22 protein-coding genes are annotated in these 20,994 nt (G+C 69.4%); 4 read left to right on the top strand and 18 right to left on the bottom strand.

Annotated features, from left to right (window positions below; translation table 11 throughout):
- Positions 1-109 precede the first annotated feature (109 nt).
- Positions 110-1,711, top strand: a complete 1,602-nt coding sequence (locus MTQ12_RS06935) for a cell division protein (protein WP_247425371.1) — start codon at positions 110-112, stop codon at positions 1,709-1,711.
- A gap of 99 nt (positions 1,712-1,810) precedes the next feature.
- Here MTQ12_RS06935 and MTQ12_RS06930 read toward each other — a convergent pair whose 3' ends face one another.
- Positions 1,811-2,116 (bottom strand): hypothetical protein, encoded by a 306-nt coding sequence (locus MTQ12_RS06930; RefSeq protein ID WP_247425370.1) that lies wholly within the window; start codon positions 2,114-2,116, stop codon positions 1,811-1,813.
- Positions 2,117-2,145: 29 nt separating this feature from the next.
- On the opposite strand from MTQ12_RS06930, the gene nucS reads away from it, so the two are divergent.
- From nucS to MTQ12_RS06915, 3 genes are read left to right on the top strand one after another with little or no spacing between them, the layout of a single operon-like run.
- Positions 2,146-2,841, top strand: coding sequence for an endonuclease NucS (gene nucS / locus MTQ12_RS06925; RefSeq protein WP_247425369.1), 696 nt, complete (start codon positions 2,146-2,148; stop codon positions 2,839-2,841).
- Positions 2,842-2,869: 28 nt separating this feature from the next.
- Positions 2,870-3,937, top strand: coding sequence for a pirin family protein (locus MTQ12_RS06920; protein ID WP_247425368.1), 1,068 nt, complete (start codon positions 2,870-2,872; stop codon positions 3,935-3,937).
- Positions 3,934-4,323: a GNAT family N-acetyltransferase gene (locus MTQ12_RS06915; RefSeq protein ID WP_247425367.1), complete on the top strand. Its 390-nt coding sequence runs from the start codon at positions 3,934-3,936 to the stop codon at positions 4,321-4,323. The genes MTQ12_RS06920 and MTQ12_RS06915 overlap by 4 nt, the downstream gene beginning before the upstream one ends.
- Positions 4,324-4,400: 77 nt before the next feature.
- On the opposite strand, the gene MTQ12_RS06910 is transcribed toward MTQ12_RS06915, so the two are convergent.
- The 17 genes from MTQ12_RS06910 to rho form a co-directional block, all read right to left on the bottom strand.
- Complete coding sequence (locus MTQ12_RS06910) at positions 4,401-5,333, bottom strand: hypothetical protein (protein ID WP_247425366.1); 933 nt, start codon at positions 5,331-5,333, stop codon at positions 4,401-4,403.
- 273 nt (positions 5,334-5,606) lie between these two features.
- Entirely contained in the window at positions 5,607-6,911 is a 1,305-nt protein-coding gene (murA, locus tag MTQ12_RS06905; protein ID WP_247425365.1) for a UDP-N-acetylglucosamine 1-carboxyvinyltransferase, read from the bottom strand.
- Complete coding sequence (locus MTQ12_RS06900) at positions 6,911-7,375, bottom strand: DUF2550 domain-containing protein (RefSeq protein ID WP_137319423.1); 465 nt, start codon at positions 7,373-7,375, stop codon at positions 6,911-6,913. The genes murA and MTQ12_RS06900 overlap by 1 nt, the downstream gene beginning before the upstream one ends.
- A 20-nt stretch (positions 7,376-7,395) precedes the next feature.
- Entirely contained in the window at positions 7,396-7,653 is a 258-nt protein-coding gene (locus MTQ12_RS06895) for a F0F1 ATP synthase subunit epsilon (RefSeq protein ID WP_137319422.1), read from the bottom strand.
- A gap of 4 nt (positions 7,654-7,657) precedes the next feature.
- Entirely contained in the window at positions 7,658-9,112 is a 1,455-nt protein-coding gene (atpD, locus tag MTQ12_RS06890) for a F0F1 ATP synthase subunit beta (protein ID WP_137319421.1), read from the bottom strand.
- Positions 9,113-9,147: 35 nt separating this feature from the next.
- Positions 9,148-10,095 (bottom strand): F0F1 ATP synthase subunit gamma, encoded by a 948-nt coding sequence (locus MTQ12_RS06885; protein WP_247425364.1) that lies wholly within the window; start codon positions 10,093-10,095, stop codon positions 9,148-9,150.
- A 37-nt stretch (positions 10,096-10,132) separates the two neighbouring features.
- The gene (atpA, locus tag MTQ12_RS06880; protein ID WP_137319419.1) at positions 10,133-11,791 is read right to left on the bottom strand and encodes a F0F1 ATP synthase subunit alpha; all 1,659 of its coding nucleotides are present in this window, start codon (positions 11,789-11,791) and stop codon (positions 10,133-10,135) included.
- A 102-nt stretch (positions 11,792-11,893) separates the two neighbouring features.
- The gene (locus MTQ12_RS06875) at positions 11,894-12,700 is read right to left on the bottom strand and encodes a F0F1 ATP synthase subunit delta (protein ID WP_137319418.1); all 807 of its coding nucleotides are present in this window, start codon (positions 12,698-12,700) and stop codon (positions 11,894-11,896) included.
- The gene (locus MTQ12_RS06870) at positions 12,700-13,260 is read right to left on the bottom strand and encodes a F0F1 ATP synthase subunit B (RefSeq protein WP_137319417.1); all 561 of its coding nucleotides are present in this window, start codon (positions 13,258-13,260) and stop codon (positions 12,700-12,702) included. Before MTQ12_RS06870 ends, MTQ12_RS06875 begins: the two co-directional genes overlap by 1 nt.
- A gap of 21 nt (positions 13,261-13,281) precedes the next feature.
- Positions 13,282-13,515: an ATP synthase F0 subunit C gene (atpE, locus tag MTQ12_RS06865; protein ID WP_137319416.1), complete on the bottom strand. Its 234-nt coding sequence runs from the start codon at positions 13,513-13,515 to the stop codon at positions 13,282-13,284.
- Between the two features lie 85 nt (positions 13,516-13,600).
- Complete coding sequence (atpB, locus tag MTQ12_RS06860; protein ID WP_247425362.1) at positions 13,601-14,392, bottom strand: F0F1 ATP synthase subunit A; 792 nt, start codon at positions 14,390-14,392, stop codon at positions 13,601-13,603.
- A gap of 271 nt (positions 14,393-14,663) precedes the next feature.
- The gene (locus MTQ12_RS06855; RefSeq protein ID WP_247425360.1) at positions 14,664-15,077 is read right to left on the bottom strand and encodes a hypothetical protein; all 414 of its coding nucleotides are present in this window, start codon (positions 15,075-15,077) and stop codon (positions 14,664-14,666) included.
- Positions 15,074-16,180, bottom strand: coding sequence for an MraY family glycosyltransferase (locus tag MTQ12_RS06850; protein WP_247425358.1), 1,107 nt, complete (start codon positions 16,178-16,180; stop codon positions 15,074-15,076). Before MTQ12_RS06850 ends, MTQ12_RS06855 begins: the two co-directional genes overlap by 4 nt.
- Positions 16,181-16,831, bottom strand: coding sequence for an L-threonylcarbamoyladenylate synthase (locus MTQ12_RS06845; protein ID WP_137319412.1), 651 nt, complete (start codon positions 16,829-16,831; stop codon positions 16,181-16,183).
- On the bottom strand, positions 16,831-17,715 hold the full coding sequence (gene prmC, locus MTQ12_RS06840; RefSeq protein ID WP_247425355.1) for a peptide chain release factor N(5)-glutamine methyltransferase: 885 nt from the start codon (positions 17,713-17,715) through the stop codon (positions 16,831-16,833). The genes MTQ12_RS06845 and prmC overlap by 1 nt, the downstream gene beginning before the upstream one ends.
- 6 nt (positions 17,716-17,721) lie before the next feature.
- Entirely contained in the window at positions 17,722-18,816 is a 1,095-nt protein-coding gene (prfA, locus tag MTQ12_RS06835; protein WP_137319410.1) for a peptide chain release factor 1, read from the bottom strand.
- 3 nt (positions 18,817-18,819) lie between these two features.
- Positions 18,820-20,865, bottom strand: a complete 2,046-nt coding sequence (gene rho, locus MTQ12_RS06830) for a transcription termination factor Rho (protein WP_247425353.1) — start codon at positions 20,863-20,865, stop codon at positions 18,820-18,822.
- Positions 20,866-20,994 lie beyond the last annotated feature (129 nt).

The following is a 20,994-nucleotide window of genomic DNA, read 5'->3' as shown; positions in this document are numbered from 1 at the left end:
AGGTCATACCCATGAATCCTCGGTAGAGTGGACCGAGAAGCTGAAGAGCACCGGTGAGACAAGGATGGGAGTCGAGAGCGTGACGCCTCCGGAAGAGTTCCGCACTGCAATGCGCGGATACGAGAAGAATGAGGTCGATGCCCGGATCGGGCAGCTGCAGACCGAGATCGATTCGCTGCGCAAAGCGCTGGCAGATGCACGGAGCCAGGTGATCACCGCCGATCGCGCCAAGCTGCAGATCGCCGGCGAGCTGTCCGAGGCGAAGCAGCAGCTCAAGAAGGCCGCGAACGACAGCGCCGAGGCGTCCGGCCCTCCCGGCAGCCGGATCGACCACCTGCTCAAGATCGCGGAGTCCCAGGCCCGCGAGACCCTCGCGCAGGCGACCGCGGACGCGGAGACGATCCGCAACAAGGCCCGCGCCGATGCCGCGAGCCAGCGCGCCCGGATGCACACCGAGAGCAACGACGTGCTCAACAAGGCCCGCTCCGAGGCCGAGGCGATCACCGCCTCGGCGGAGCTGCGTGCCGAGGAGACGATCAAGGCCGCGGACTCCCGTGCCGAGGAGCTCAAGGCCACCGCTGCACGCGAGGCCTCCCAGCACACCGACTCCGCGCAGGCGGAGGCCGAGCAGAGCCGCGAGACCGTCAAGCGCGAGATCGCCGCGCTGCGTGCGGACGCCGAGAAGGAGGCCGCCGACATCCGCGCGAAGGCGAAGAGCGAGGCGGACTCCATCCTCGCTGCCGCCCACGCCGAGCAGGAGAAGGCGAAGAAGGCCGCGAACGACCTCGAGGTCGAACTCGCCGACAAGCGCCAGCAGGCGGAGAAGTCGGAGAAGGAGCGCTTCGACAAGGCCACGGAGGAGAACGCGAAGCTCATCTCCGAGGCCCAGGCCCGCGCCAAGAAGGCCGACGAGGAGGCCAAGGCCGCCGCAGAGCGCGCGGAGACGACCCGCAAGGAGGCCGTCGAGAAGGCCGACCGCATCATCGCCGACGGACGGAAGCGCTCGCAGGAGCTCATCGCCGAATCCCGTGCCACCGCCGAGGCGACGATCGAGGAATCCGCCGCCGAGGCCAAGCGCAACGTGTCGAGTGCCCAGTCGCAGGTCGACCTGCTCACCAAGCAGCGCCGCACCATCACCGCCCAGCTCCAGCAGCTGCGGTCGATGTTCGCCGCTCCCGGACTCTTCGACGGCGTCGACATGACCGAGGACAAGTCGGATCAGGAGGCCGCCGCCGCGCTCCCCACCGAGAAGATCGCCTCCGGCTCCGAGCTCGACGACCTCACCGCACCTGCGGATGCGGAGAGCGCCGCGGCCGCGGCGCAGGAGTCCGGCACGACCGACGGCTCCGGCTCCTCGGGCGCTGCCGGCACCACCGGCGGCGGGGCGCAGAAGCCCGGGGCGCGGAAGCTCGATGAGAAGCCTGCCGGCACGCCCGGCGCCTCGGGCTCCTCGCAGACCGGCGGCCAGCAGCCGAGCGACCGGAAGAACGACGGTGAGAAGCCTGCCCCCGCGCGGCAGTCCGAGGGCGGAACGAAGGCCGATGGCACCGCGAAGCCCGATGGCACCGCGAAGCCCGCCTCCGGGTCGAAGGGTTCCGCGAGCGGTTCCGGCGGCTCGGGGCCGGCCGGCGCCACGGCGGGTGGAAAGGCTCCGCAGGGCGGCCGACCCGCCCGCGACCCGAAGTCGCGCGACTTCAACCGGCTGCGCTGAGACGGGCGGACACCGACCCGACCCCCGCACCGCGGACGATCCCGCCGTTCATGTCGAACGGCGGGATCGTCGTGTCCGGGGTGTACGGGGCGGCTGTGCTCAGCGGCGCCGGCGGCGGGCGTTGAAGCAGGAGGTGTGCCAGTGGCGCCGGAACGAGACGCCGGCGGCCACCGCGAACTCGTCCTCGGAGCGCCAGGCGACGGTGTGGGCGATCGATGCCGGGAGGTCCTGCCGGCAGCCCGGGCACACGTAGGTCTTCCCCGAGCTGGTCCCGCGGACGTGCTGCACCACCCACTGTCCATCGGGTTCGTCGTGCACGCGGCGCAGGGAGTTGAGGGACAAGCTCAGATCGCGCGGCTCGCGGGACCACTTGTTGGACCGGCGGGAGGAGGACGAACGTGGCATGGCCCGATTCTCTCACGTAGGGTTGCAGGGTGCGTGTGGTGATCGCGAAGTGCAGTGTCGACTATGCCGGAAGGCTGACGGCTCATCTGCCGACGGCTGACCGGGTCCTCATGATCAAGGCCGACGGCAGCGTCCTCGTCCATTCCGACGGCGGATCCTACAAGCCGCTCAACTGGATGACCCCGCCGTGCACCCTGAGCGTGACGGAGCCGGACGAGGACCAGCGGGCAGCCGGGTTCACCGAGATCTGGACGGTGACCCAGGCGAAGACCGACGACCGCCTGGTGATCTCGATCGCCGAGGTGATCTCCGAGACCGTGCACGACCTCGGCGTCGATCCCGGTCTCGTCAAGGACGGGGTCGAGGCGCACCTCCAGGAGCTCCTTGCCGAGCACATCGAATCGCTCGGCACCGGGTACCAGACCGTCCGCCGGGAGTACATGACCGCGATCGGGCCCGTCGACATCCTCGCGAAGGACGCGCTCGGCACCTCGGTCGCGATCGAGATCAAGCGGCGTGGGGGGATCGACGGTGTCGAGCAGCTCACCCGCTACCTCGAACTCCTCAATCGCGATCCCCTCCTCTCCCCCGTCAGTGGGGTCTTCGCAGCGCAGGAGATCAAGCCCCAGGCCCGTGCGCTCGCGGAGGACCGCGGCATCCGCTGCGTCGTCCTCGACTACGATGCGCTGCGCGGGATGGACGACCCCGAGACCCGGCTCTTCTGAGACCGCCGGCCGCTGCCGAAGGAGCCCGATGACGAATCCCGAGATCGACCCGGCTGAGTACGAGTGCGCACACGTCACCTGCGCCGATGCCATCGACATCATCACCGCGCGCGAGGTGCCGCTCGGCGGGCTGCGGGCGATGACCGTGCGCCGCACCCTCCCCCAGCGCAAGCGCTCGCTCATCGGCCCCTGGTGCTTCGTCGACCACTTCGGTCCCGACGATGTCGCCGCCACCGGGGGCATGCAGGTCGCCCGCCACCCGCACACCGGGCTCGCCACCGTGACCCTGCTGTTCCACGGCGAGATCGAGCACATCGACTCCACCGGCTTCTCCAACATCGTGCGGCCCGGCGAGGTCAACCTCATGATCGCCGGCTCCGGCATCTCCCACTCGGAGTTCTCCTCCGATGCCACCGAGCAGCTCCACGGCGTCCAGCTCTGGTACGCGCTGCCCGACGCGCTGCGCAACGGGATGCCGGAGTCCCAGCACTTCGTCCCCACCTGGGCCGAGGTGCCCGGCGGCCGGGTGCTCACCTACCTCGGCTCCTTCGCCGGGCAGAGCTCGCCCGTGGACACCCGTGTGCCCGCGCACGCCGCGGAGATCCTCGTCGATGCGGGGCAGACCGTCGAGGTCGACCTCGATGCCTCCTGCGAGCACGGTGTGCTGCTCGACTCCGGTGCGCTCACGCTCGGCGTGCGCGATCACGAGCAGACGGTGGCGCCGGACGAGCTCGCGTACCTCCCGTCGGGTCCGGATGCGCTGAGGCTCACCGCCGGGCCCGAGGCGCCCGCCCGGGTGATCGTCGTCGGCGGGCGGCCGTTCGGGGAGAGCATCGTCATGTGGTGGAACTTCGTCGGACGCAGCCACGACGAGATCGTCGCCTACCGTCGCGCGTGGCAGACCGAGATCGGTCGCGCCGAGGACGACGGCGCCGCGGAGCCGCTGGGCGACGGCGAGGGCGGTGACACCACCGCCGAGCCTGTGGGCGACGGCGTCGAGGGGCCGCGGTTCGGCACCTTCCCGCCCGACCAGCCCGAGCCGATCCCGGCGCCCCCGCTCCCCCGCGTCCGCATCAAGCCCAGGAGGCAGTCATGAGCGATCCTGTCATCGAAGTCACCGACAACCCTGCCGAGCACCGCTACGACATCACCGTCGACGGCGCGCCGGCGGGGTTCTCGGCCTACCGCGACACCACGGCGCCCCGCGGCGGCGGGAGCGGATCCGGTGAGGGGGACGCCCCCGGCGGGGGTTCCTCGGACCCGGCGCAGCAGCGGATCCTCTACCACACGGTGATCGACGAGGCCTTCTCCGGCCGGGGGCTCGCCTCCCGGCTCACCCGGGACGCGATCGCCGCCGCCGTGGCCGAGGGCTTCCGGATCGTCCCGCTGTGCCCCTACGTCAAGTCGTGGGTGGGCAAGCACGACGAGTTCGCCGACCACATCGACCCGGCCAGCAGCGCCCACCTCGCCCTCTTCTCCTGACAATTTCCGAAGGTTCCTGAGAGCGATTCCGCGCGTCTGTGCGATCTCACGATGCAGGACCTCACGGACCCCCGACCTCATGCCCCGAATCCCCGGACCGTCGGCGAGGCGTCCAGGGCAGCGGCCGTGAGCGCGACGACCTCGGCCTCGGGCATGTCCTTCGTCACCCGGATACGTCGCCAGCCCTCCGACTCGAACGCCTGACCGCGCTCGATGTCGACCGCCCACTGGACGGGGTCGGCCCGGTGGTGCTCCCCCTCGTACTCGACGGCGAGTCGCTGCTCGACGTAGCCGACATCCGGATGGATCGTCCGACCGAGCGCTCGGATGTGGACGGGAGGATGGACGACCGGCTCCGGGAGCCCGCCGTCCACAAGCACGAGTCGCAGAGAAGTCTCGCGCGGCGAATCCACCCCCGGCCGCGCGCGGTCGAGCGCGGCGCGGAAGGTCGACCTGCCGCGGTACCGGACCGGCGCCTCGGCGACGGCGCGGAGCGAATCCAGGGTGGCGCTCGCCTCTCCGTGCCACGTGCCAAGCAGGCAGTCGAGGGCGATGGTCATGTCGCGCACGCCGAGCATCCCGGCGATCTGCCGCAGCGTCTGATCACGTGCGACGATCCGCAGGTCCCACTCCTCGACGACATCGAGCAGCTCCGCCGAATGCCCTTTGACGCCTCGGCGGCGGATCGGCACGACGCCGATCATCGAGGTCACGTGGCTGTGGCGGAGCAGGTGCTGCGGGACCGCCATGCCGTGGAGGACCGCCGCCGAGGTGTGGCTCGCGGCACAGTCCGGCCGCACGTGCTGGAGGCCGAGCTGGCGCAGATGGATGGTCTTCCAATCCTCATCGGCCCAGTCGGGGATCTCGATCGTCTTCCGCCACTCCGGGTGCTCGCGCACGCCGTGATGCGGTGCACGGACATGTCCGCGCGCGGTGACGGAGTACGAGGACAGGTCGTAGGAGTCGTGATCGTCGGGGTTGAAGTACAGGGGGATCCGGTGTGCAGCCATGCCGGCACGCTAGACAGAGCGTCGCCCCGGCACCAGTGCGCGCCCCGGCCTGTGGACTGTTGCGGGCGCCGGCTCACGATTGTGACACCAGGACGCCGCGGCTGTGACCTCGCGACGCGGGCGATGACATCGGGGGCGCCTTCGCCACCGGGGAACTCCACCGGTCGCTGCGCTGCGACCAGCACCCGGACCCGTCACGGGACACAGTCGGCGGCGCGCTGACCTTGCGAAGAATCGCGGAAACGCTCTTAGGAATCTTCGGAAATTGAGGTCTCAGGGGCGGTCGAAGTCGAGGAGATCGGGCTTCTCCACCCGCTCGACCTGCGCACCGAGCGCCTGGAGCTTCTCCACGAAGTACTCGTAGCCACGATCGATGTGATCGACACCGGAGATCTGCGTCTGCCCGGTCGCGGCGAGCCCCGCGAGCACCAGACCCGCCCCGGCCCGGATATCCGAGGCCTCGACCTCCGCCCCGGAGAGCTGCGGCACCCCGGTGATGAGCGCGTGGTTGCCGTCGATCGACACCTCCGCGCCGAGCCGGGCGAGCTCGTTGACGAACCGCCAGCGCGCCTCGAAGAGGTTCTCGGTCAGCAGCCCCACACCGTCGGCCACCGCGTTGAGCGCGATGACGAAGGGCTGGAGATCCGTGGGGAAGCCGGGGAACGGCAGGGTCGACACCCGGATGCTGCGCGGCCGCTCGGTGCCGCGCACCCGGAACGCGCCGCCGGGGTTGTCGGTGTCGCAGTCCGCGACCTCCGCCCCGGCGTCGCGGAGCTTGTCGACGACGATCGGCAGCAGGTCGAGGGACGCGCCCTCGACGGTGAGGTCGCCCCCGGTGATCGCGGCGGCGAACGCCCAGGTCCCGGCGACGATCCGGTCCCCCACGCAGCGGTGCTCCACCGGTTGCAGGCGGGCGACGCCGTCGACGGTCAGGGTCGAGGTGCCGATCCCGGAGATCCGTGCGCCCATCGCCACGAGCATCCGGCAGATGTCGACGATCTCCGGTTCGCGCGCCGCGTTCTCGATGACGGTCCGGCCCTCGGCGAGCGTCGCGGCCATGACGAGGTTCTCCGTCGCCCCGACCGAGGGGAACGCGAGGTGGATGTCCGCCCCGCGCAGGCCGTCGGGCGCCTCGGCGATGAAATATCCGTGGTCGAGGTGGACGGTCGCCCCGAGGAGCTCGAGGCCGGCTTTGTGGAGGTCGAGCCCGCGCGAGCCGATCGCGTCGCCGCCGGGCAGCGCCACGTGGGCGGCGTGCATCCGACCGGTGAGCGGGCCGAGCACGGAGATCGAGGCGCGCATCGCGCGGACGAGCTCGTAGTCCGCCTGGATCCCGGCCTCCTCGGGCACGTCGATCGCGACCGTCCCGGCCTCCGGGTCGTAGTCGATCCCGCAGCCGAGGCGTCCGAGCAGCTCGCACATGATCGACACGTCGAGGATGCGCGGCACATTGGTGATCACGGAACGGCCCGGGGCGAGCAGGGTCGCCGCCATGAGCTTGAGCACGCTGTTCTTCGCCCCGCGGACCTCGACGGAGCCGGACAGCACAGCGGGGCCGTGGACGGTCAGGACCTGCATCAGGTGAATCGTCCCATCGTAAGATTGGAGCCGGGAGGAGCCGACTCGAGCCAGGAGGAGAAGGCCGAGAGCGCCTCGGAGTCGAGGGCGAGGAGCACGTCCCGGGGATCCCCGTCATGGGTGCCGTAGCGGCACGTGATGATCTGAGCATCGGGCAACACCGCGTACTGCTCGTCCGGATCAGGCGCATTCCGCGCGGTGATCTCGAGATCCGAGCGCGGCAGCAGGAAGGCGGGGCGCCGGCCGAGGCTGAACACGGGGTACCACGCGAGAGCGGTGACGGTGAACACCCCGACCCCGAGACGCCAACGTGGGCGACGGGTACCGTCGCCCACGCGGGTGGAGCAGTCGAATGCGCCCGACAGACGGGTGATCGAGCGGCGTCGCATCGAGAACAGTGCGACGACGAGGATCGCCAGCCCTACCAATGAGAGCAGAACAATCAGTAGGGAGGAGGGGTTCACGTCTGCCAGTGTAGCGAAGCTCAGACGAGTTCGGCCTGGTCGGCGACCACGGTCACGCGATCGTTCTCCACGGACAGGAACCCGCCATCGGCCTGCGCCGTGAGGTGCTCGCCGTCCGCGGTCACGATGCGCACCTGCCCGCCGGCCACGATGCCGAGCACCGGCTCGTGGCCGGGCAGGATGCCGATCTCGCCCTCGGTGGTCTTGGCCACGACCCGGCGGGCCTCGCCGGACCACACAGCGTGCTCGGCGGCGACCACGGTGACCTGGAGACTCATCGGATCAGCCCTTCTTCTGGAGCTCGTCGTAGTTGCGCAGCACGTCGTCGATCGCGCCGACGTTGAAGAACGCCTGCTCCGGGATGTGATCGAAGTCGCCGTTGCAGATGCCGCGGAAGCCCTCGATGGTGTCCTTGATCGACACGGTCGAGCCCTCGACACCGGTGAACTGGAGCGCGGTGTAGGTGTTCTGGGAGAGGAACTGCTCGATCCGGCGCGCGCGGTGCACGGTGAGCTTGTCCTCCTCCGAGAGCTCGTCGACGCCGAGGATCGCGATGATGTCCTGCAGCTCCTTGTTCTTCTGCAGGATCTGCTTGACCTCGGTCGCCACGTCGTAGTGCTCCTGACCCACGTAGAGCGGGTCGAGGATGCGCGAGGACGAGGCGAGCGGGTCCACGGCCGGGTAGAGGCCGCGCGAGGCGATGTCACGGCTGAGCTCAGTCGTCGCATCGAGGTGCGCGAAGGTCGTCGCCGGGGCCGGGTCGGTGTAGTCGTCGGCCGGGACGTAGATCGCCTGCATCGAGGTGATCGAGTTGCCGCGGGTCGAGGTGATGCGCTCCTGCAGGACACCCATCTCGTCGGCCAGGGTCGGCTGGTAGCCCACGGCCGAGGGCATGCGGCCCAGCAGCGTGGAGACCTCGGAGCCGGCCTGGGTGAAGCGGAAGATGTTGTCGATGAAGAGGAGCACGTCCTGGTTCTGCACATCGCGGAAGTACTCCGCCATGGTCAGACCGGTGAGCGCGACGCGCAGGCGGGTGCCCGGCGGCTCGTCCATCTGGCCGAAGACGAGCGCGGTCTTGTCGAGCACGCCCGACTCGTCCATCTCGAAGATCAGGTCGTTGCCCTCACGGGTGCGCTCGCCGACTCCGGCGAACACCGACACACCGCCGTGGTCCTGGGCCACACGCGTGATCATCTCCTGGATGAGCACGGTCTTGCCCACGCCCGCGCCGCCGAACAGGCCGATCTTGCCGCCGAGCACGTAGGGGGTGAGGAGGTCGATGACCTTGATGCCGGTCTCGAACATCTGGGTCTTCGACTCGAGCTGGTCGAAGTTCGGCGCGCTGCGGTGGATCGGCCAGCGTTCGGTGATCTCGTAGGGCTCGTCGATCATCGAGCCGTTGAGGACGTCACCGGTGACGTTGAAGACCTTGCCCTTGGTCACGTCGCCCACGGGCACGGTGATCGGGGAACCGGAGTCGACGACCTCCTGGCCGCGGACGAGGCCGTCGGTCGGCTGCAGGGAGATCGCGCGGACGATGCCGTTGCCGAGCTGCAGCTCGACCTCGAGGGTGACCTTGCGGGTCCCCTCGGACAGCGTGACCTCGGTGGTCAGCGCGTTGTAGATGGCCGGCACGGAGTCGAGCGGGAACTCGACGTCCACGACGGGGCCGATGACGCGGGAGATCCGGCCAACGGTCCCCTGTGCCTGGGGGGTTTCCGTAACTGTGGCAGTCATGGTCTTCTTTCTTCTCTGCTCTCGTAGGTGACCGGTCACTCGCCGCCGGAGGCGGCGAGGGCGTCGGCACCGCCGACGATCTCAGTGAGTTCCTGAGTGATCTCGGCCTGGCGGGCCGTGTTGGCCAACCGGGTGTAGGTCTTGATGAGTTCGTCGGCGTTGTCCACCGCAGTGTTCATCGCCTGCTGGCGAGCCGCCTGCTCCGCCGCCGAGGCGTTGAGCAGGGCGGCGAGGATCCGCGAGTCGATGTAGCGCGGGAGCAGCGCATCGAGCACTTCCTCCGCACTCGGCTCGAACTCGTAGAGCGGGAACACCTGATCCTGCTCGAAGCTCGGCGCGGTCGGCTCGGTGCGCACCTCGGGCACGCTCGAGTCGTCCTCCGCCTCGACGACCTCGAGCGGGATGAGCCGACGGTACTCCGGCTCACGGGCGATGCTCGAGATGAAGCGGGTGTAGACGAGGTAGATCTCGTCGACGCCGCCGTCGGCGGTGTCGGTGAGGAACGCCTCGACGAGCTGCTCGCCGATCTCACGGGCGTGAGCGGCCTCCGGCGCCTCGGAGAACCCGGTCCACGCCCGGGCGAGCTCGCGCTCCCGGAAGGTGTAGTAGGTCTCCGCCTTGCGGCCGACGGTGTACAGCGACACCTGCTTGCCGTCCTCGCCGAGCATGCGGACGAGCTCCTCGGCCTCACGGATGACGTTCGCCGAGTAGGCGCCGGCGAATCCGCGGTCGGGGCCGATCACGACCACCGCGGCCCGCTGCGCGTTCTCGGGCTCGGTGGTGAGGGTGTGATCGACGTTCGACTGCGTGGCGACGGCGGACACCGCACGGGTGAGCGCATTCGCGTACGGGCTCGCGGCCTGCACGCGTCCGATCGCCTTCTGGATCCGGGACGCAGCGATGAGCTCCATGGCCTTGAAGATCTTCCGCAAGGACTTCGTGGAGTTGATCTTCGCCTTGAAGACCCTCTGCTGGGCTCCCATCAGATGTTCCTTTCGCTAGCGAGCGTCATGGGGTCGGTCAGGCTTTCTTGGCCGAGGACCCGCGCGACTGCTTGACGATCTTCTCCTGCTGCACCTCGTCGGCCTGGGCGGAGTCGAACTCCTCCGAGCCGGCGTGGATGCCCGCATCCGAGGACGGCTGGAAGCCGGCCTTGAAGTCGGTGATCGCCTGATCGAGCTCGCTGATGATCTCATCGGAGAGCTTGGCGGTGAGATCACGGATCGTGTCGAGCAGATTCGTCTTCCGCTCGAGGTGCTCGTGGAACTCCGCTTCGAACCGCAGCACGTCCTCGACCGGGATGTCGTCGAGGTGACCCTCGGAGCCGGCCCAGATCGACACGGTCTGCTTCTCCGCCGACATCGGGGAGAACTGGTTCTGCTTGAGCAGCTCGGTGAGGCGGGCGCCGCGGGCCAGCTGCTGCTTGGTCGCAGGATCGAGGTCCGAGGCGAACATCGCGAAGGCCTCGAGCGAGCGGTACTGCGCGAGCGAGATCTTCAGCGTGCCCGACACACCGCGCAGCGGCTTCGTCTGGGCGGAGCCGCCGACGCGCGACACCGAGATGCCGACGTCGACCGCGGGGCGCTGGTTCGAGTTGAACAGATCCGACTGGAGGAAGATCTGGCCGTCGGTGATCGAGATGACGTTCGTCGGGATGAAGGCTCCGACGTCGTTCGCCTTGGTCTCGATGATCGGCAGGCCGGTCATCGAACCGCCGCCCATCGCGTCCGACAGCTTGGCGCAGCGCTCGAGCAGGCGGGAGTGGAGGTAGAACACGTCGCCCGGGTAGGCCTCACGACCCGGCGGACGGCGCAGCAGGAGGGAGATCGCACGGTAGGCCTCGGCCTGCTTCGACAGGTCGTCGAACACGATGAGGACGTGCTTGCCCTCGTACATCCAGTGCTGGCCGATGGCCGAGCCCGCGTAGGGGGCGAGGTACTTGAAGCCGGCGGGGTCGGAGGCCGGGGAGGCGACGATCGTGGTGTACTCGAGCGCACCCGACTCCTCGAGGCTGCGGCGCACCGAGGCGATGGTCGAGCCCTTCTGGCCGCAGGCGACGTAGATGCAGCGGACCTGCTTCTTCGGGTCGCCGGACTCCCAGTTGGCCTTCTGGTTGATGATCGTGTCGAGCGCGATCGCGGTCTTGCCGGTCTTGCGGTCGCCGATGATGAGCTGGCGCTGTCCGCGGCCGATCGGGATCATCGCGTCGATGGCCTTGAGGCCGGTCTGCAGCGGCTCCTTGACCTCCTTGCGGTCCATGACGCCGGCGGCCTGGAGCTCGAGCTCGCGGCGGCCGGTGGAGGCGATCTCGCCGAGTCCGTCGATCGGGTTGCCGAGCGGGTCGACGACGCGTCCGAGGTAGCCGTCGCCGACCGGGATCGACAGGACCTCGCCGGTGCGGTAGACGTTCTGCTCTTCGGCGATGCCTTCGAAGTCACCGAGGATGACGGCACCGATCTCGCGCTCATCGAGGTTCTGGGCGAGGCCGAGGGTGCCGTCCTCGAACCGGAGGAGCTCGTTCGCCATCACGCCGGGCAGGCCCGAGACGCTGGCAATGCCGTCACCGGCGGTGATGACCTTGCCGACCTCGGTCTTGTCTCCACCCTGCGGGTTGTACGATTCGACGAACTTCCCCAGGGCGTCCCGGATCTCCTCCGGACGAATTGTCAGTTCCGCCATCTGGTTTCCCTGCTTCCTTGTTTTCGAAGAGCGTCCCCGAGGTGGTCGGGTGGACCGCTCCATACCGTGTATGTGTGCCCGAGGTGCGCGGGCGGTGGTGTGTCAGCCGGCGAGCCGGCGACGGGCGTCTGCCAGACGATCCGAGATCGTCGAGTTCATCACCTCATCGCCGACCTGCACGCGCACTCCGCCGACGACTTCGGGATCGACGTGCACGTTGAGGACCAGCTCCCTGCCATAGGAGGCGGAGAGCGCTGCGGTCAGACGGTCCTGCTGTTCGGGGCTCAACGGCTGGGCGACCGTCACCTCGGCGACGGAGCGCTGCTGGCGCGCCGCGAGCACCTCGGAGTAGGTGTCCAGCGTCTCCGAGACCCGCAGGCCGCGCGGGTGCGCTGCTGCCTGGGAGGCGAGACGGACGGTGTCGGTCGAGGCTTTCGAGCCGAGCAGGTCCGCGACGAGCGCACGCTTGGACTCCGCGGGCGCGGCGGACTCGAAGGCCCAGCCGAGCTCGTGATCGGATTCCAGCAGGCGGCTGAAGCGGAACAGCTCCTCCTCGACCTGCCCGAGCCGGCCGGCGGTCTGGGCCTCGGCCGCGACCGCCGTGACGCCGGCGACCTCGAGCGCGGTGACGTAGTCCTGCGCCCGTGCCCAGTGACGGGCGGCCGCGGCGAGGGCGATGTCGAGCGCGCGCTCGTCCACCGAATCGGCGAACAGGCTCGTGAGCACACCGCGCTTGCGCTCGGCTTCGATCGCCGAGTCCGCCATGGCACGGCGCAGCTGGGTGTTGTCCGCCAGCACCGAGACCATGCCGAGCAGGCCGTCGGCCAGCGCGGCACCGGAACCCTGCCCGAGGGCGGTGTCCAGGTCCTGCAGCGTGAGGGCGAGTGAGCTTCTGCTCGACTGGAGCATCAGTACTCCTTCACCGGCTGAGCCGCAGGGGTCTGCGCTTCGAGGTCGGCGATGAAGCGGTCGACGACGTTCGCGGCGCGCTGGTCGTCGCGCAGGCTCTCGCCCACGATCCGCGAGGCCAGATCGGTGGCGATGCCGCCGACCTCACCGCGCAGCGAGACCATCGCGGCCTGCCGCTCGGCCTCGATCTGCGCCTTGGCCTGCGCGATGATGCGCTCGGCCTCGTCGTTGGCGTTCTGCTTCATCTCTGCCAGGATCTGCGCGCCCTCTTCCTGGGCCTCGGCCCGGAGCCGTGCGGCCTCGGCGCGACCGTCGGCGAGCTGCTTCTGGTACTCGGCGAGGGCCTCGTCGGCCTCCGCCTGCACCCGCTCAGCCTTCTCGATGCCGCCTTCGATGGCCTGTGCGCGCTCGTCCAGGATGTCCCTGAACTTCGGCAGCACGAGCTTCCAGAAGGCGAAGAAGATTATGGCGAAGCAGACCGCTGACCAGATGATGTCATAGGTCGCCGGCAGCAGGGGGTTGGCAGTCTCTCCTGCTGCAAGCACTGAAATCGGGGTCATGTGATCGCTCTGCTTCCGTTATCAGACGGCGAAGATGAAGTGTGCGGCGACGCCGAGGAACGCCAGGAGCTCGACGAACGCGATGCCGAGGAACATGGTGGTGCGCAGCTGACCGGAGACCTCCGGCTGGCGGGCCATGCCCTCGACGGTCTTGCCGACGAGAATGCCGATGCCGATACCCGGGCCGATGGCCGACAGGCCGTATCCGACGGTCGAGATGCTGCCGGAGACTTCGGCGAGAATGGTGGTGTCCACGTGGGTTCTTCCTTCCGATTACTGAAATCCGACTGGTGGGTCGGACTCGTTCCTAGCCGTTGGTTGACAGGTTCAATGGGCCGGCTCAGTGGTCCTGGGACACGCTGAGCTGGATGTAGGCGGCGGTGAGCAGCGCGAAGATGTAGGCCTGCAGGATCGCGACCAGGATCTCGAACAGCGTGAACGCGAAGCCGCCGATGAAGGTGAGTGCGCCGAAGGCCGCCCAGGCCCCGCCGAGCTCGACGATGAAGTACTGGGTGGCCGCGAAGCACAGCACCAGGAGGAGGTGTCCGACGAGCATGTTGAACGTGAGTCGGAGGGTGAGGCTGAGCGGGCGGGCGATGAAGGTCGAGACCGCTTCGATCGGGGTCACGAGGAGGTACATCGCCTTGGGCACGCCGGCCGGGAAGAGCTGGCTCTTGAGGTACTGGCCGCCGCCCTGCGCCTTGATGCCCGCGCCGATCATGACGACGTAGGCGACGAGGGCCATGACGAGCGGCATGCCGATGTTCGCGTTCGAGGAGATGTTGAGGAACGGGATGATGCCGGTGATGTTGAGAGCGAAGACCGACAGGAAGATCACCGCGATGAGCGGGAAGAAGCGGTCGCCGTCCTTCTTGCCGAGCATGTCGTAGGCGATGCCCTTGCGGACGAAGTCGAGCACCATCTCCGCGATCGACTGACCGCGCCCCGGGACGAGCTTGGGGTTGCGCAGGAGCCACACGAAGAGCAGCACGAGCAGCAGGCTCACGAGGATCCGGATGATCATGATCCGGTTGAGCTCGAACGGAGTGCCCGCGAACAGAACTGCCGGTGGATAGAACTCCTCGAGACCGGGGGCGTGGAAACCGCCTCCCTCGCTCGCTGCGAGAAGCATTGTCGGTGACAAGGCAGCTGGAGTGAACAGGGCTGACTCCTGACGACTCGGCGGGGCGAACCGGGCTCCCGATTGACCACCATGGACGAACACTGACCGGCGAGCGCACCTCGATCCCGGACGGGATGGGAGGTGGGGCTGGCGCCTGTGAAATCTGCACGGTGTGCGCTCAGGCACTCCACGGCGATTCCACAGTCACTCTACCAACCGTAGAGGGCCAGACCAAACCGGATCGCCGCTCCGGGCGGGGTGCCCCCGGCCCTCCGGGCGCCTACTTCGGGTCGATGATCGGGAGGCGGGCGCGCTGCACCGTGACGACGTCGACGATGAGGGAGGCGAAGGCACCGACGGCGAGTGTGACGAAGAGCACCCAGGGATCGTAGAAGTCGAGGTTCCGCAGGCTCGCGGTGAGCGCGATGAGGCCGGCGACCTTGAGGAGGAAGCCGCCGAGCACGGCTCCGGCCATGACCACCGGCGAGGAGTCCGCGGTGAGCAGCATGAGGAGCGCGGTGATCGCGAAGAACACGAATGCGGTGGCCGCGCCGATGAGGGCGCCCCACACCCCCGGCATGCCGGCGACGAGATACCCGACGATCGTGGCGATGACGGCGATGACGGCGGTGATGAGCAGACCGCGCACGATGATGCCGCGCATGATCGTCCGGACGGTGTCGTGGGCAGTCATATTTCCTCCTTGGCCCGCAGACGGGCACGCAGCGGGTAGAACGTCAGGATGAGGGTCACGGCGATCGCGACGAGGAGCACGGAGATCACGGTGCCCGGCGGGAGCATGAGGAAGGAGACCGTGCCGAAGGCGAAGATCGCCGTCCACAGGTAGAGCAGGAGCACGGCGCGGGCGTGGGAGTGGCCGAGCCGGAGCATGCGGTGGTGGAGGTGCTTGGCGTCGGCGGAGAACGGCGACTGGCCGGCGAGCATGCGGCGCACCACCGCGAGCATGAGATCGAGCAGCGGCAGGAACATCACCGCGACCGGGAGGATGATCGGGAGGAAGGTGGGGAGGACGCGCTCGCGGCCGAGCAGCGCCGGGTCGACCTGGCCGGTGACGCGGATCGTCGAGGCGGCGAGGAGCAGGCCGATGAGCATCGAGCCGGAGTCGCCCATGAAGATCCGTGCGGGGTTGAAGTTGTGGGGCAGGAAGCCCAGGCAGGCGCCGACGAGCACGGAGATGATGAGGGACGCGAGGTTGGCGTAGCTGTCCGGGCTCGTGTCCACGGCCAGTCCGTAGGAGTAGACGAAGAACGCCACTCCCCCGATCGTCACCACTCCGGCGGCGAGCCCGTCGAGGCCGTCGACGAAGTTCACCGCATTGATCGTCACGAGCACGACGAGCACCGTGACGATGATCGACATCCGGGGCGAGCCGATGATGACCTCGTTGAACGGGATCGAGAGCATCGCGACCCCGTTGAGCGCCATGAAGCCCGCGGCGAGCGTCTGCCCGGCGAGCTTGGTGATCCAGTGGAGGTCCCAGATGTCGTCGATGACGCCGAGCAGGCAGAGCATCGCCGCGGCCCCGGCGATCCCGATGACCGGCGCGGGCTGTTCGAAGAGCTCCTCGAGGAACGGGGTGCGGGAGGCGAAGAGCAGCCCGACCATGACGCCGGCGAAGATCGCGACCCCGCCGAGGCGCGGTGTGGGCACCGAGTGGACGTCGCGTTCGCGCAGGGGCGAGAAGATCAGTCCCCGCTCCGCGATGCGCCGGACCATCGGGGTCACGAGGTAGGTGGTGATCGCAGCGATCACCACGATGAACAGGTAGGCGCGCACTCAGCCGTCCACATCCACGAGGTCCGGCACGACCTCGAGAAGCTGCCCGTGGGTGATCGGGCCGGAGCGGACGAGGCGCGGGGGTCGCGCGGTCATGTCGACGATCGTCGAGGACCTCCCGCCGAGCACCGGGCCGCCGTCGAGGTAGACGTCGACGGCATCGCCGAGCATCGATTCGGCCTGGTCCGCGGTCGAGGCGGCCGGGGATCCCGTGGTGTTCGCGCTCGACACCGCGAGCGGCCCGGTGAGGACGAGGAGCTCGCGCGTCCGGTCCTCGTCGGGCATCCGGATCGCGACCGTGCCGTGGGTGTCGCCGAGGTCCCAGTCGAGGAACGGCTGGGCGGTGCAGATGATCGTGAGCGGACCCGGCCAGAAGCGCTTCGTCAACGTGAGGATGCGTTCGTCGGCGACCTCGGCGAGCCCCATGAGCGCCTCGCGCCGGCCGACGAGGACCGGCGGCGGCATGTCCCGGCCGCGGCCCTTGGCGGCGAGGAGCTTCGCCACCCCCTCCGGGGAGAAGGCGTCGGCGGCGATGCCGTACACCGTGTCGGTGGGGAGCACGATGAGCCCCTGGGCGCGCACGACGCGGGCGCACTCCTCGAACACGAGATCACGGACATCGTCGTTGCGGACGTCGAAGGTGCGTGACATCAGCTCTCTTCCGGTAGTGCGGCGGTCGTGAAGCGGTCCCTGTCAGTGTAATCGCGGTGGGTGCGCGCACCGGTGAAGCCGCTCGCCGTGAGCAGGGTGCGCAGCGCCGCACCCTGGGTGTCGTCGTGCTCGACGACGATCGTGCCGCCGGGTCGGAGCACCCGGACGCCGGCGCGCACCACTGCTGCCGGCAGCTCCATGCCGTCGGCGCCCCCGCCGAACAGCGCGCTCGCCGGGTCGTGCTCCCCGACCTCGGGGGCGTCCGGCGTGCGTCCGGCGGGGATGTAGGGCGGGTTGGAGACGAGGACGTCGAAGGCGCCGATCTCCGGGAGTTCGCGGATGTCGGCGGCGAGCAGCGTGACCGTGCTGCCGGCGGCTGCCACGGCGTGCCGGTGGGTGTCGACATTGCGATGCGCGGCGGCGAGCGCGGCTTCTTCCTTCTCCACCGCGACGACGGTGCTGCCGGGCACCTCGGTCGCGACGGCGAGGGCGATCGCGCCGGAGCCGGTGCACAGATCGAGGATGCGCGGCCGCTCGATGCCGCGGGCGGCGGCGATCACCTGATCGACGAGGAGCTCGGTCTCGGGGCGCGGGATGAAGACCCCCGGGCCGACAGCGAGCTCGAGGTAGCGGAAGGCGGCGGAGCCGGTGATGTGCTGGAGCGGCTCGCGGGCGCAGCGGCGCTCGAGCAGGTCGGCGAGGCGGGCGCGCACGGGCTCCGGGACGGCGGTGCCGCGCAGGGAGCGCAGCCCGAGCTCACCCGGGGTGCAGTCCCAGGCGTGGGCGAGGAGCAGCCGCGCGTCGGCCGCCGGCGAGGGCACTGCGGCCTCACGCAGCCGGTCGGCCGTGACGGCGAGCACGGCGTCGGGGGTGGGAGCGGGCATCAGGGCTCAGCCGATCGCGTCGAGCCGGCGGGCGCGCTCGGCGGCCCGGGAGGACTCGATGACCGGGTCGAGCTGGCCGGACAGCACCTGGTCGAGGTTGTGGGCCTTGTACCCCGTGCGGTGGTCGGCGATCCGGTTCTCCGGGAAGTTGTACGTGCGGATCCGCTCGGAGCGGTCGACCGTGCGCACCTGGGTGCGGCGCAGGTCGTTGGCGGCGGCGGCCGCTTCCTCCGCCTGGCGGGCGAGGATCCGGGCGCGCAGGATGCGCATCGCGGCCTCGCGGTTCTGGAGCTGCGACTTCTCGTTCTGGCAGCTCGCCACGATGCCGGTGGGCAGGTGGGTGATCCGGACGGCGGAATCGGTGGTGTTGACGGACTGGCCTCCGGGTCCCGAGGAGCGGTAGACGTCGATCCGGAGGTCGGAGTCCGCGATCTGGACCTCCTCGGGCTCGTCGACCTCGGGGAAGACGAGCACGCCGGCGGCCGAGGTGTGGATCCGGCCCTGCGATTCGGTCACCGGTACGCGCTGCACGCGGTGCACGCCGCCCTCGAACCGCAGCCAGCCGTACACTCCCCCGTCCTTCGACTTCACAGCGAGGGTGACGTCCTTGCTGCCACCGAGGTCGGAGGCGGTCCGGTCGAGGATCTCCGTCGTCCAGCCGCGGGAGTCCGCCCACCGCTGGTACATGCGCAGGAGGTCGGAGGCGAACAGCGCGGATTCCTCGCCGCCCTCCCCCGCCCGGATCTCGATGAGGGCGTCGCGGGCGTCGTCGGGGTCGCGCGGCACGAGCAGCTCGCGCAGGCGGGCGAGCAGCGCGCTGCGACGCTCGGTGAGCTCCTCGACCTCAGCGGCGAAGGACGCGTCCTCCGCGGAGAGCTCGGCCGCGGCGCCGAGATCGGCGTCGACGGCGGTGAGCTCGCGCCAGCACTCGGCCACCTGGTCGAGCTCGGCGTAGCGCCGGGTCAGGCGCCTCGCCGACCCGGGGTGCTGGTGCACCTCCGGGTCGGCGAGGTCCTGCTCGACGCGCGCGTGCTCGTCGAGGAGCGAGCGCACCGTCTGGGTGAGCGATTCGATGTCCGCGCCGGCATGCCCTGCGCTCATCGATCAGTACTCGTCGGCGGCGGACTTCGGCAGCGGAGTCGTCTTCTGCACCTGCATGAGGAACTCCGCGTTCGAGCCGGTCTCCTTGAGCTTCGACAGGAGCAGCTCGAGCGACTGCTGCTGCTCGAGACCGGACAGCACGCGACGCAGCTTCCACATGATCTTCCGCTCCTCCGGGCTCATGAGGTTCTCCTCACGACGGGTGCCCGAGGAGTTGACGTCCACGGCCGGGTAGATGCGCTTGTCCGCGAGGTGGCGGCTGAGGCGCAGCTCCATGTTGCCGGTGCCCTTGAACTCCTCGAAGATCACCTCGTCCATCTTCGACCCGGTCTCGACGAGCGCGGTGGCGAGGATGGTGAGCGAGCCGCCGCCCTCGATGTTGCGCGCGGCACCGAAGAACTTCTTCGGCGGGTAGAGCGCATTGGCGTCCACACCGCCGGACAGGATGCGTCCGGACGCCGGCTGGGCGAGGTTGTAGGCGCGCCCCAGGCGGGTGATGTTGTCGAGGAGCACGACGACGTCCTGGCCCATCTCGACGAGGCGCTTGGCGCGCTCGATGGCGAGCTCGGCGATCGTCGTGTGGTCGTCCGCCGGGCGGTCGAAGGTCGAGGCGATGACCTCGCCCTTGACCGCGCGCTCCATGTCGGTGACCTCTTCGGGGCGCTCGTCGACGAGCACGACCATGAGGTGCACCGCGGGGTTGTTCGCGGTGATCGCGTTCGCGATCTGCTGCATGATCATCGTCTTGCCGGCCTTGGGCGGCGCGACGATGAGGCCGCGCTGACCCTTGCCGATCGGGGCGACGAGGTCGATGATGCGTCCGGAGATCTGCTTCGAGGTGGTCTCCATCCGCAGGCGCTCCTGCGGGTAGAGCGGGGTGAGCTTGGAGAACTCGACGCGCCGTTTGGCGTCCTCGACGCTCAGGCCGTTGACGGAGTCGAGGCGCACGAGCGCATCGAACTTCTCGCGCTTGCCGGAGCGCTGCTCGCCCTCGCGGGACTGGCGGATCGCGCCGACGACGACGTCGCCCTTGCGCAGGCCGTTGCGCTTGACCATGTTCGCCGAGACGTAGACGTCGTTCGGCCCCGGGAGGTAGTTCGTCGTGCGCAGGAAGGCGTAGTTGTCGTGGACATCGAGGATGCCGCCGACGGGGATGAGCACGTCGTCGGGCCGGAGCTCCGGCTCGTCGAAGTCGTTGCGCCCACCGCGCCGCTTGCGGTCGCGCCCCCGGTTCCGGCCGCGCCGGTCGGAGTCGCGGTCGTGGCGGTCGTTCCCGCGGTCCCGGTTCCGGCCGCCGCGGTCGTTGCGGTCGTTCCGGTCATTGTTCCGGTCATTGCGGTCGTTGTTCCGGTCATTGCCGCGATCGTTGCGATCGTTGCCGCGATCGTTGTTGCGGTCATTGCGGTCGCGGTTGCCGTTCCGGTCGCCGCCCCGCTCGTTGCGATCGCTGTTCCGCTCGCCGCCGTGGTCGTTGTTCCGGTCGTTCCCACGATCACGGTTCCGGTCATCGCTGCGGTCGCTGCCGTGGTCGCGCTTGTCGCCGCCCTGGTCTCCCCCGCGCTCGGCGCGGGAGTCGCCCTGGTCGCGGTTCTCGTCGCGGTCGCCGCCGCGGCGTCGACCGCGGCCGGGCTGCTCGCCGCGCTCCTCGGCGGGGGTGCCGGACTCGGCACCCTGCCCACGGGTCTCACCGGCCTGCGCGGCATCGCCGCCGCGACGGCGCGGCGAGCGGCGCGAGCGCTGCTCGCCCTCGGTCTGCTCGGCACCCTGCATGTTCCCGGTGGGGGCCTCGGGCGCGGAGGCGGGGGTCGTCGGGGCCTCGGGCGCCTCGGCAGCGGGAGCGGCGGGCGCCTCGGCGGCCTGCGAACGGCGGGCCGGGGCGGCGCTCTGCCGTCCGCCGGCGGAGTTGATGGCGTCGATGAGGTCGCTCTTGCGCAGACGCCGGTATCCCTTGATACCCAGACCTGCTGCCATCTCCTGGAGCTGCGGGAGCCGCAGTGCGGTCAGGCTTCCCGTGCGGGCGGCAGAGTCATTGTTCGTGGTCTCAGTCACGAAGGTTCCTTCTCCCTCGTTCGGCTGCGGGGAAGTCGTACATGGATTCCGCAGCGATGGACGGCGCGCATGACACTGCACGCTCTCAATGGAGTACCCTGAAGATTTCAGATGCGGTACGAAGAATGT

Source organism: Brevibacterium sp. R8603A2, from assembly GCF_023072605.1.
Classification (GTDB): Bacteria; Actinomycetota; Actinomycetes; order Actinomycetales; family Brevibacteriaceae; genus Brevibacterium; species Brevibacterium pityocampae.
This window is presented reverse-complemented; position numbering and strand designations above follow the sequence as displayed.

What these genes read in the sequence shown, in the direction of transcription:
- atpD (WP_137319421.1), bottom strand. Translation starts at nt 9,112, where the DNA reads ATGACTGCCACAGTTACGGAAACCCCCCAGGCACAGGGGACCGTTGGC.
- MTQ12_RS06875 (WP_137319418.1), bottom strand. Translation starts at nt 12,700, where the DNA reads ATGCTCCAGTCGAGCAGAAGCTCACTCGCCCTCACGCTGCAGGACCTG.
- MTQ12_RS06910 (WP_247425366.1), bottom strand. Translation starts at nt 5,333, where the DNA reads ATGGCTGCACACCGGATCCCCCTGTACTTCAACCCCGACGATCACGAC.
- prfA (WP_137319410.1), bottom strand. Translation starts at nt 18,816, where the DNA reads ATGAGCGCAGGGCATGCCGGCGCGGACATCGAATCGCTCACCCAGACG.
- MTQ12_RS06895 (WP_137319422.1), bottom strand. Translation starts at nt 7,653, where the DNA reads ATGAGTCTCCAGGTCACCGTGGTCGCCGCCGAGCACGCTGTGTGGTCC.
- atpA (WP_137319419.1), bottom strand. Translation starts at nt 11,791, where the DNA reads ATGGCGGAACTGACAATTCGTCCGGAGGAGATCCGGGACGCCCTGGGG.
- MTQ12_RS06855 (WP_247425360.1), bottom strand. Translation starts at nt 15,077, where the DNA reads ATGACTGCCCACGACACCGTCCGGACGATCATGCGCGGCATCATCGTG.
- MTQ12_RS06845 (WP_137319412.1), bottom strand. Translation starts at nt 16,831, where the DNA reads ATGTCACGCACCTTCGACGTCCGCAACGACGATGTCCGTGATCTCGTG.
- MTQ12_RS06915 (WP_247425367.1), top strand. Translation starts at nt 3,934, where the DNA reads ATGAGCGATCCTGTCATCGAAGTCACCGACAACCCTGCCGAGCACCGC.
- MTQ12_RS06930 (WP_247425370.1), bottom strand. Translation starts at nt 2,116, where the DNA reads ATGCCACGTTCGTCCTCCTCCCGCCGGTCCAACAAGTGGTCCCGCGAG.
- MTQ12_RS06935 (WP_247425371.1), top strand. Translation starts at nt 110, where the DNA reads ATGCGCGGATACGAGAAGAATGAGGTCGATGCCCGGATCGGGCAGCTG.
- atpB (WP_247425362.1), bottom strand. Translation starts at nt 14,392, where the DNA reads ATGCTTCTCGCAGCGAGCGAGGGAGGCGGTTTCCACGCCCCCGGTCTC.
- murA (WP_247425365.1), bottom strand. Translation starts at nt 6,911, where the DNA reads ATGCAGGTCCTGACCGTCCACGGCCCCGCTGTGCTGTCCGGCTCCGTC.
- MTQ12_RS06870 (WP_137319417.1), bottom strand. Translation starts at nt 13,260, where the DNA reads ATGACCCCGATTTCAGTGCTTGCAGCAGGAGAGACTGCCAACCCCCTG.
- MTQ12_RS06920 (WP_247425368.1), top strand. Translation starts at nt 2,870, where the DNA reads ATGACGAATCCCGAGATCGACCCGGCTGAGTACGAGTGCGCACACGTC.
- MTQ12_RS06885 (WP_247425364.1), bottom strand. Translation starts at nt 10,095, where the DNA reads ATGGGAGCCCAGCAGAGGGTCTTCAAGGCGAAGATCAACTCCACGAAG.
- prmC (WP_247425355.1), bottom strand. Translation starts at nt 17,715, where the DNA reads ATGCCCGCTCCCACCCCCGACGCCGTGCTCGCCGTCACGGCCGACCGG.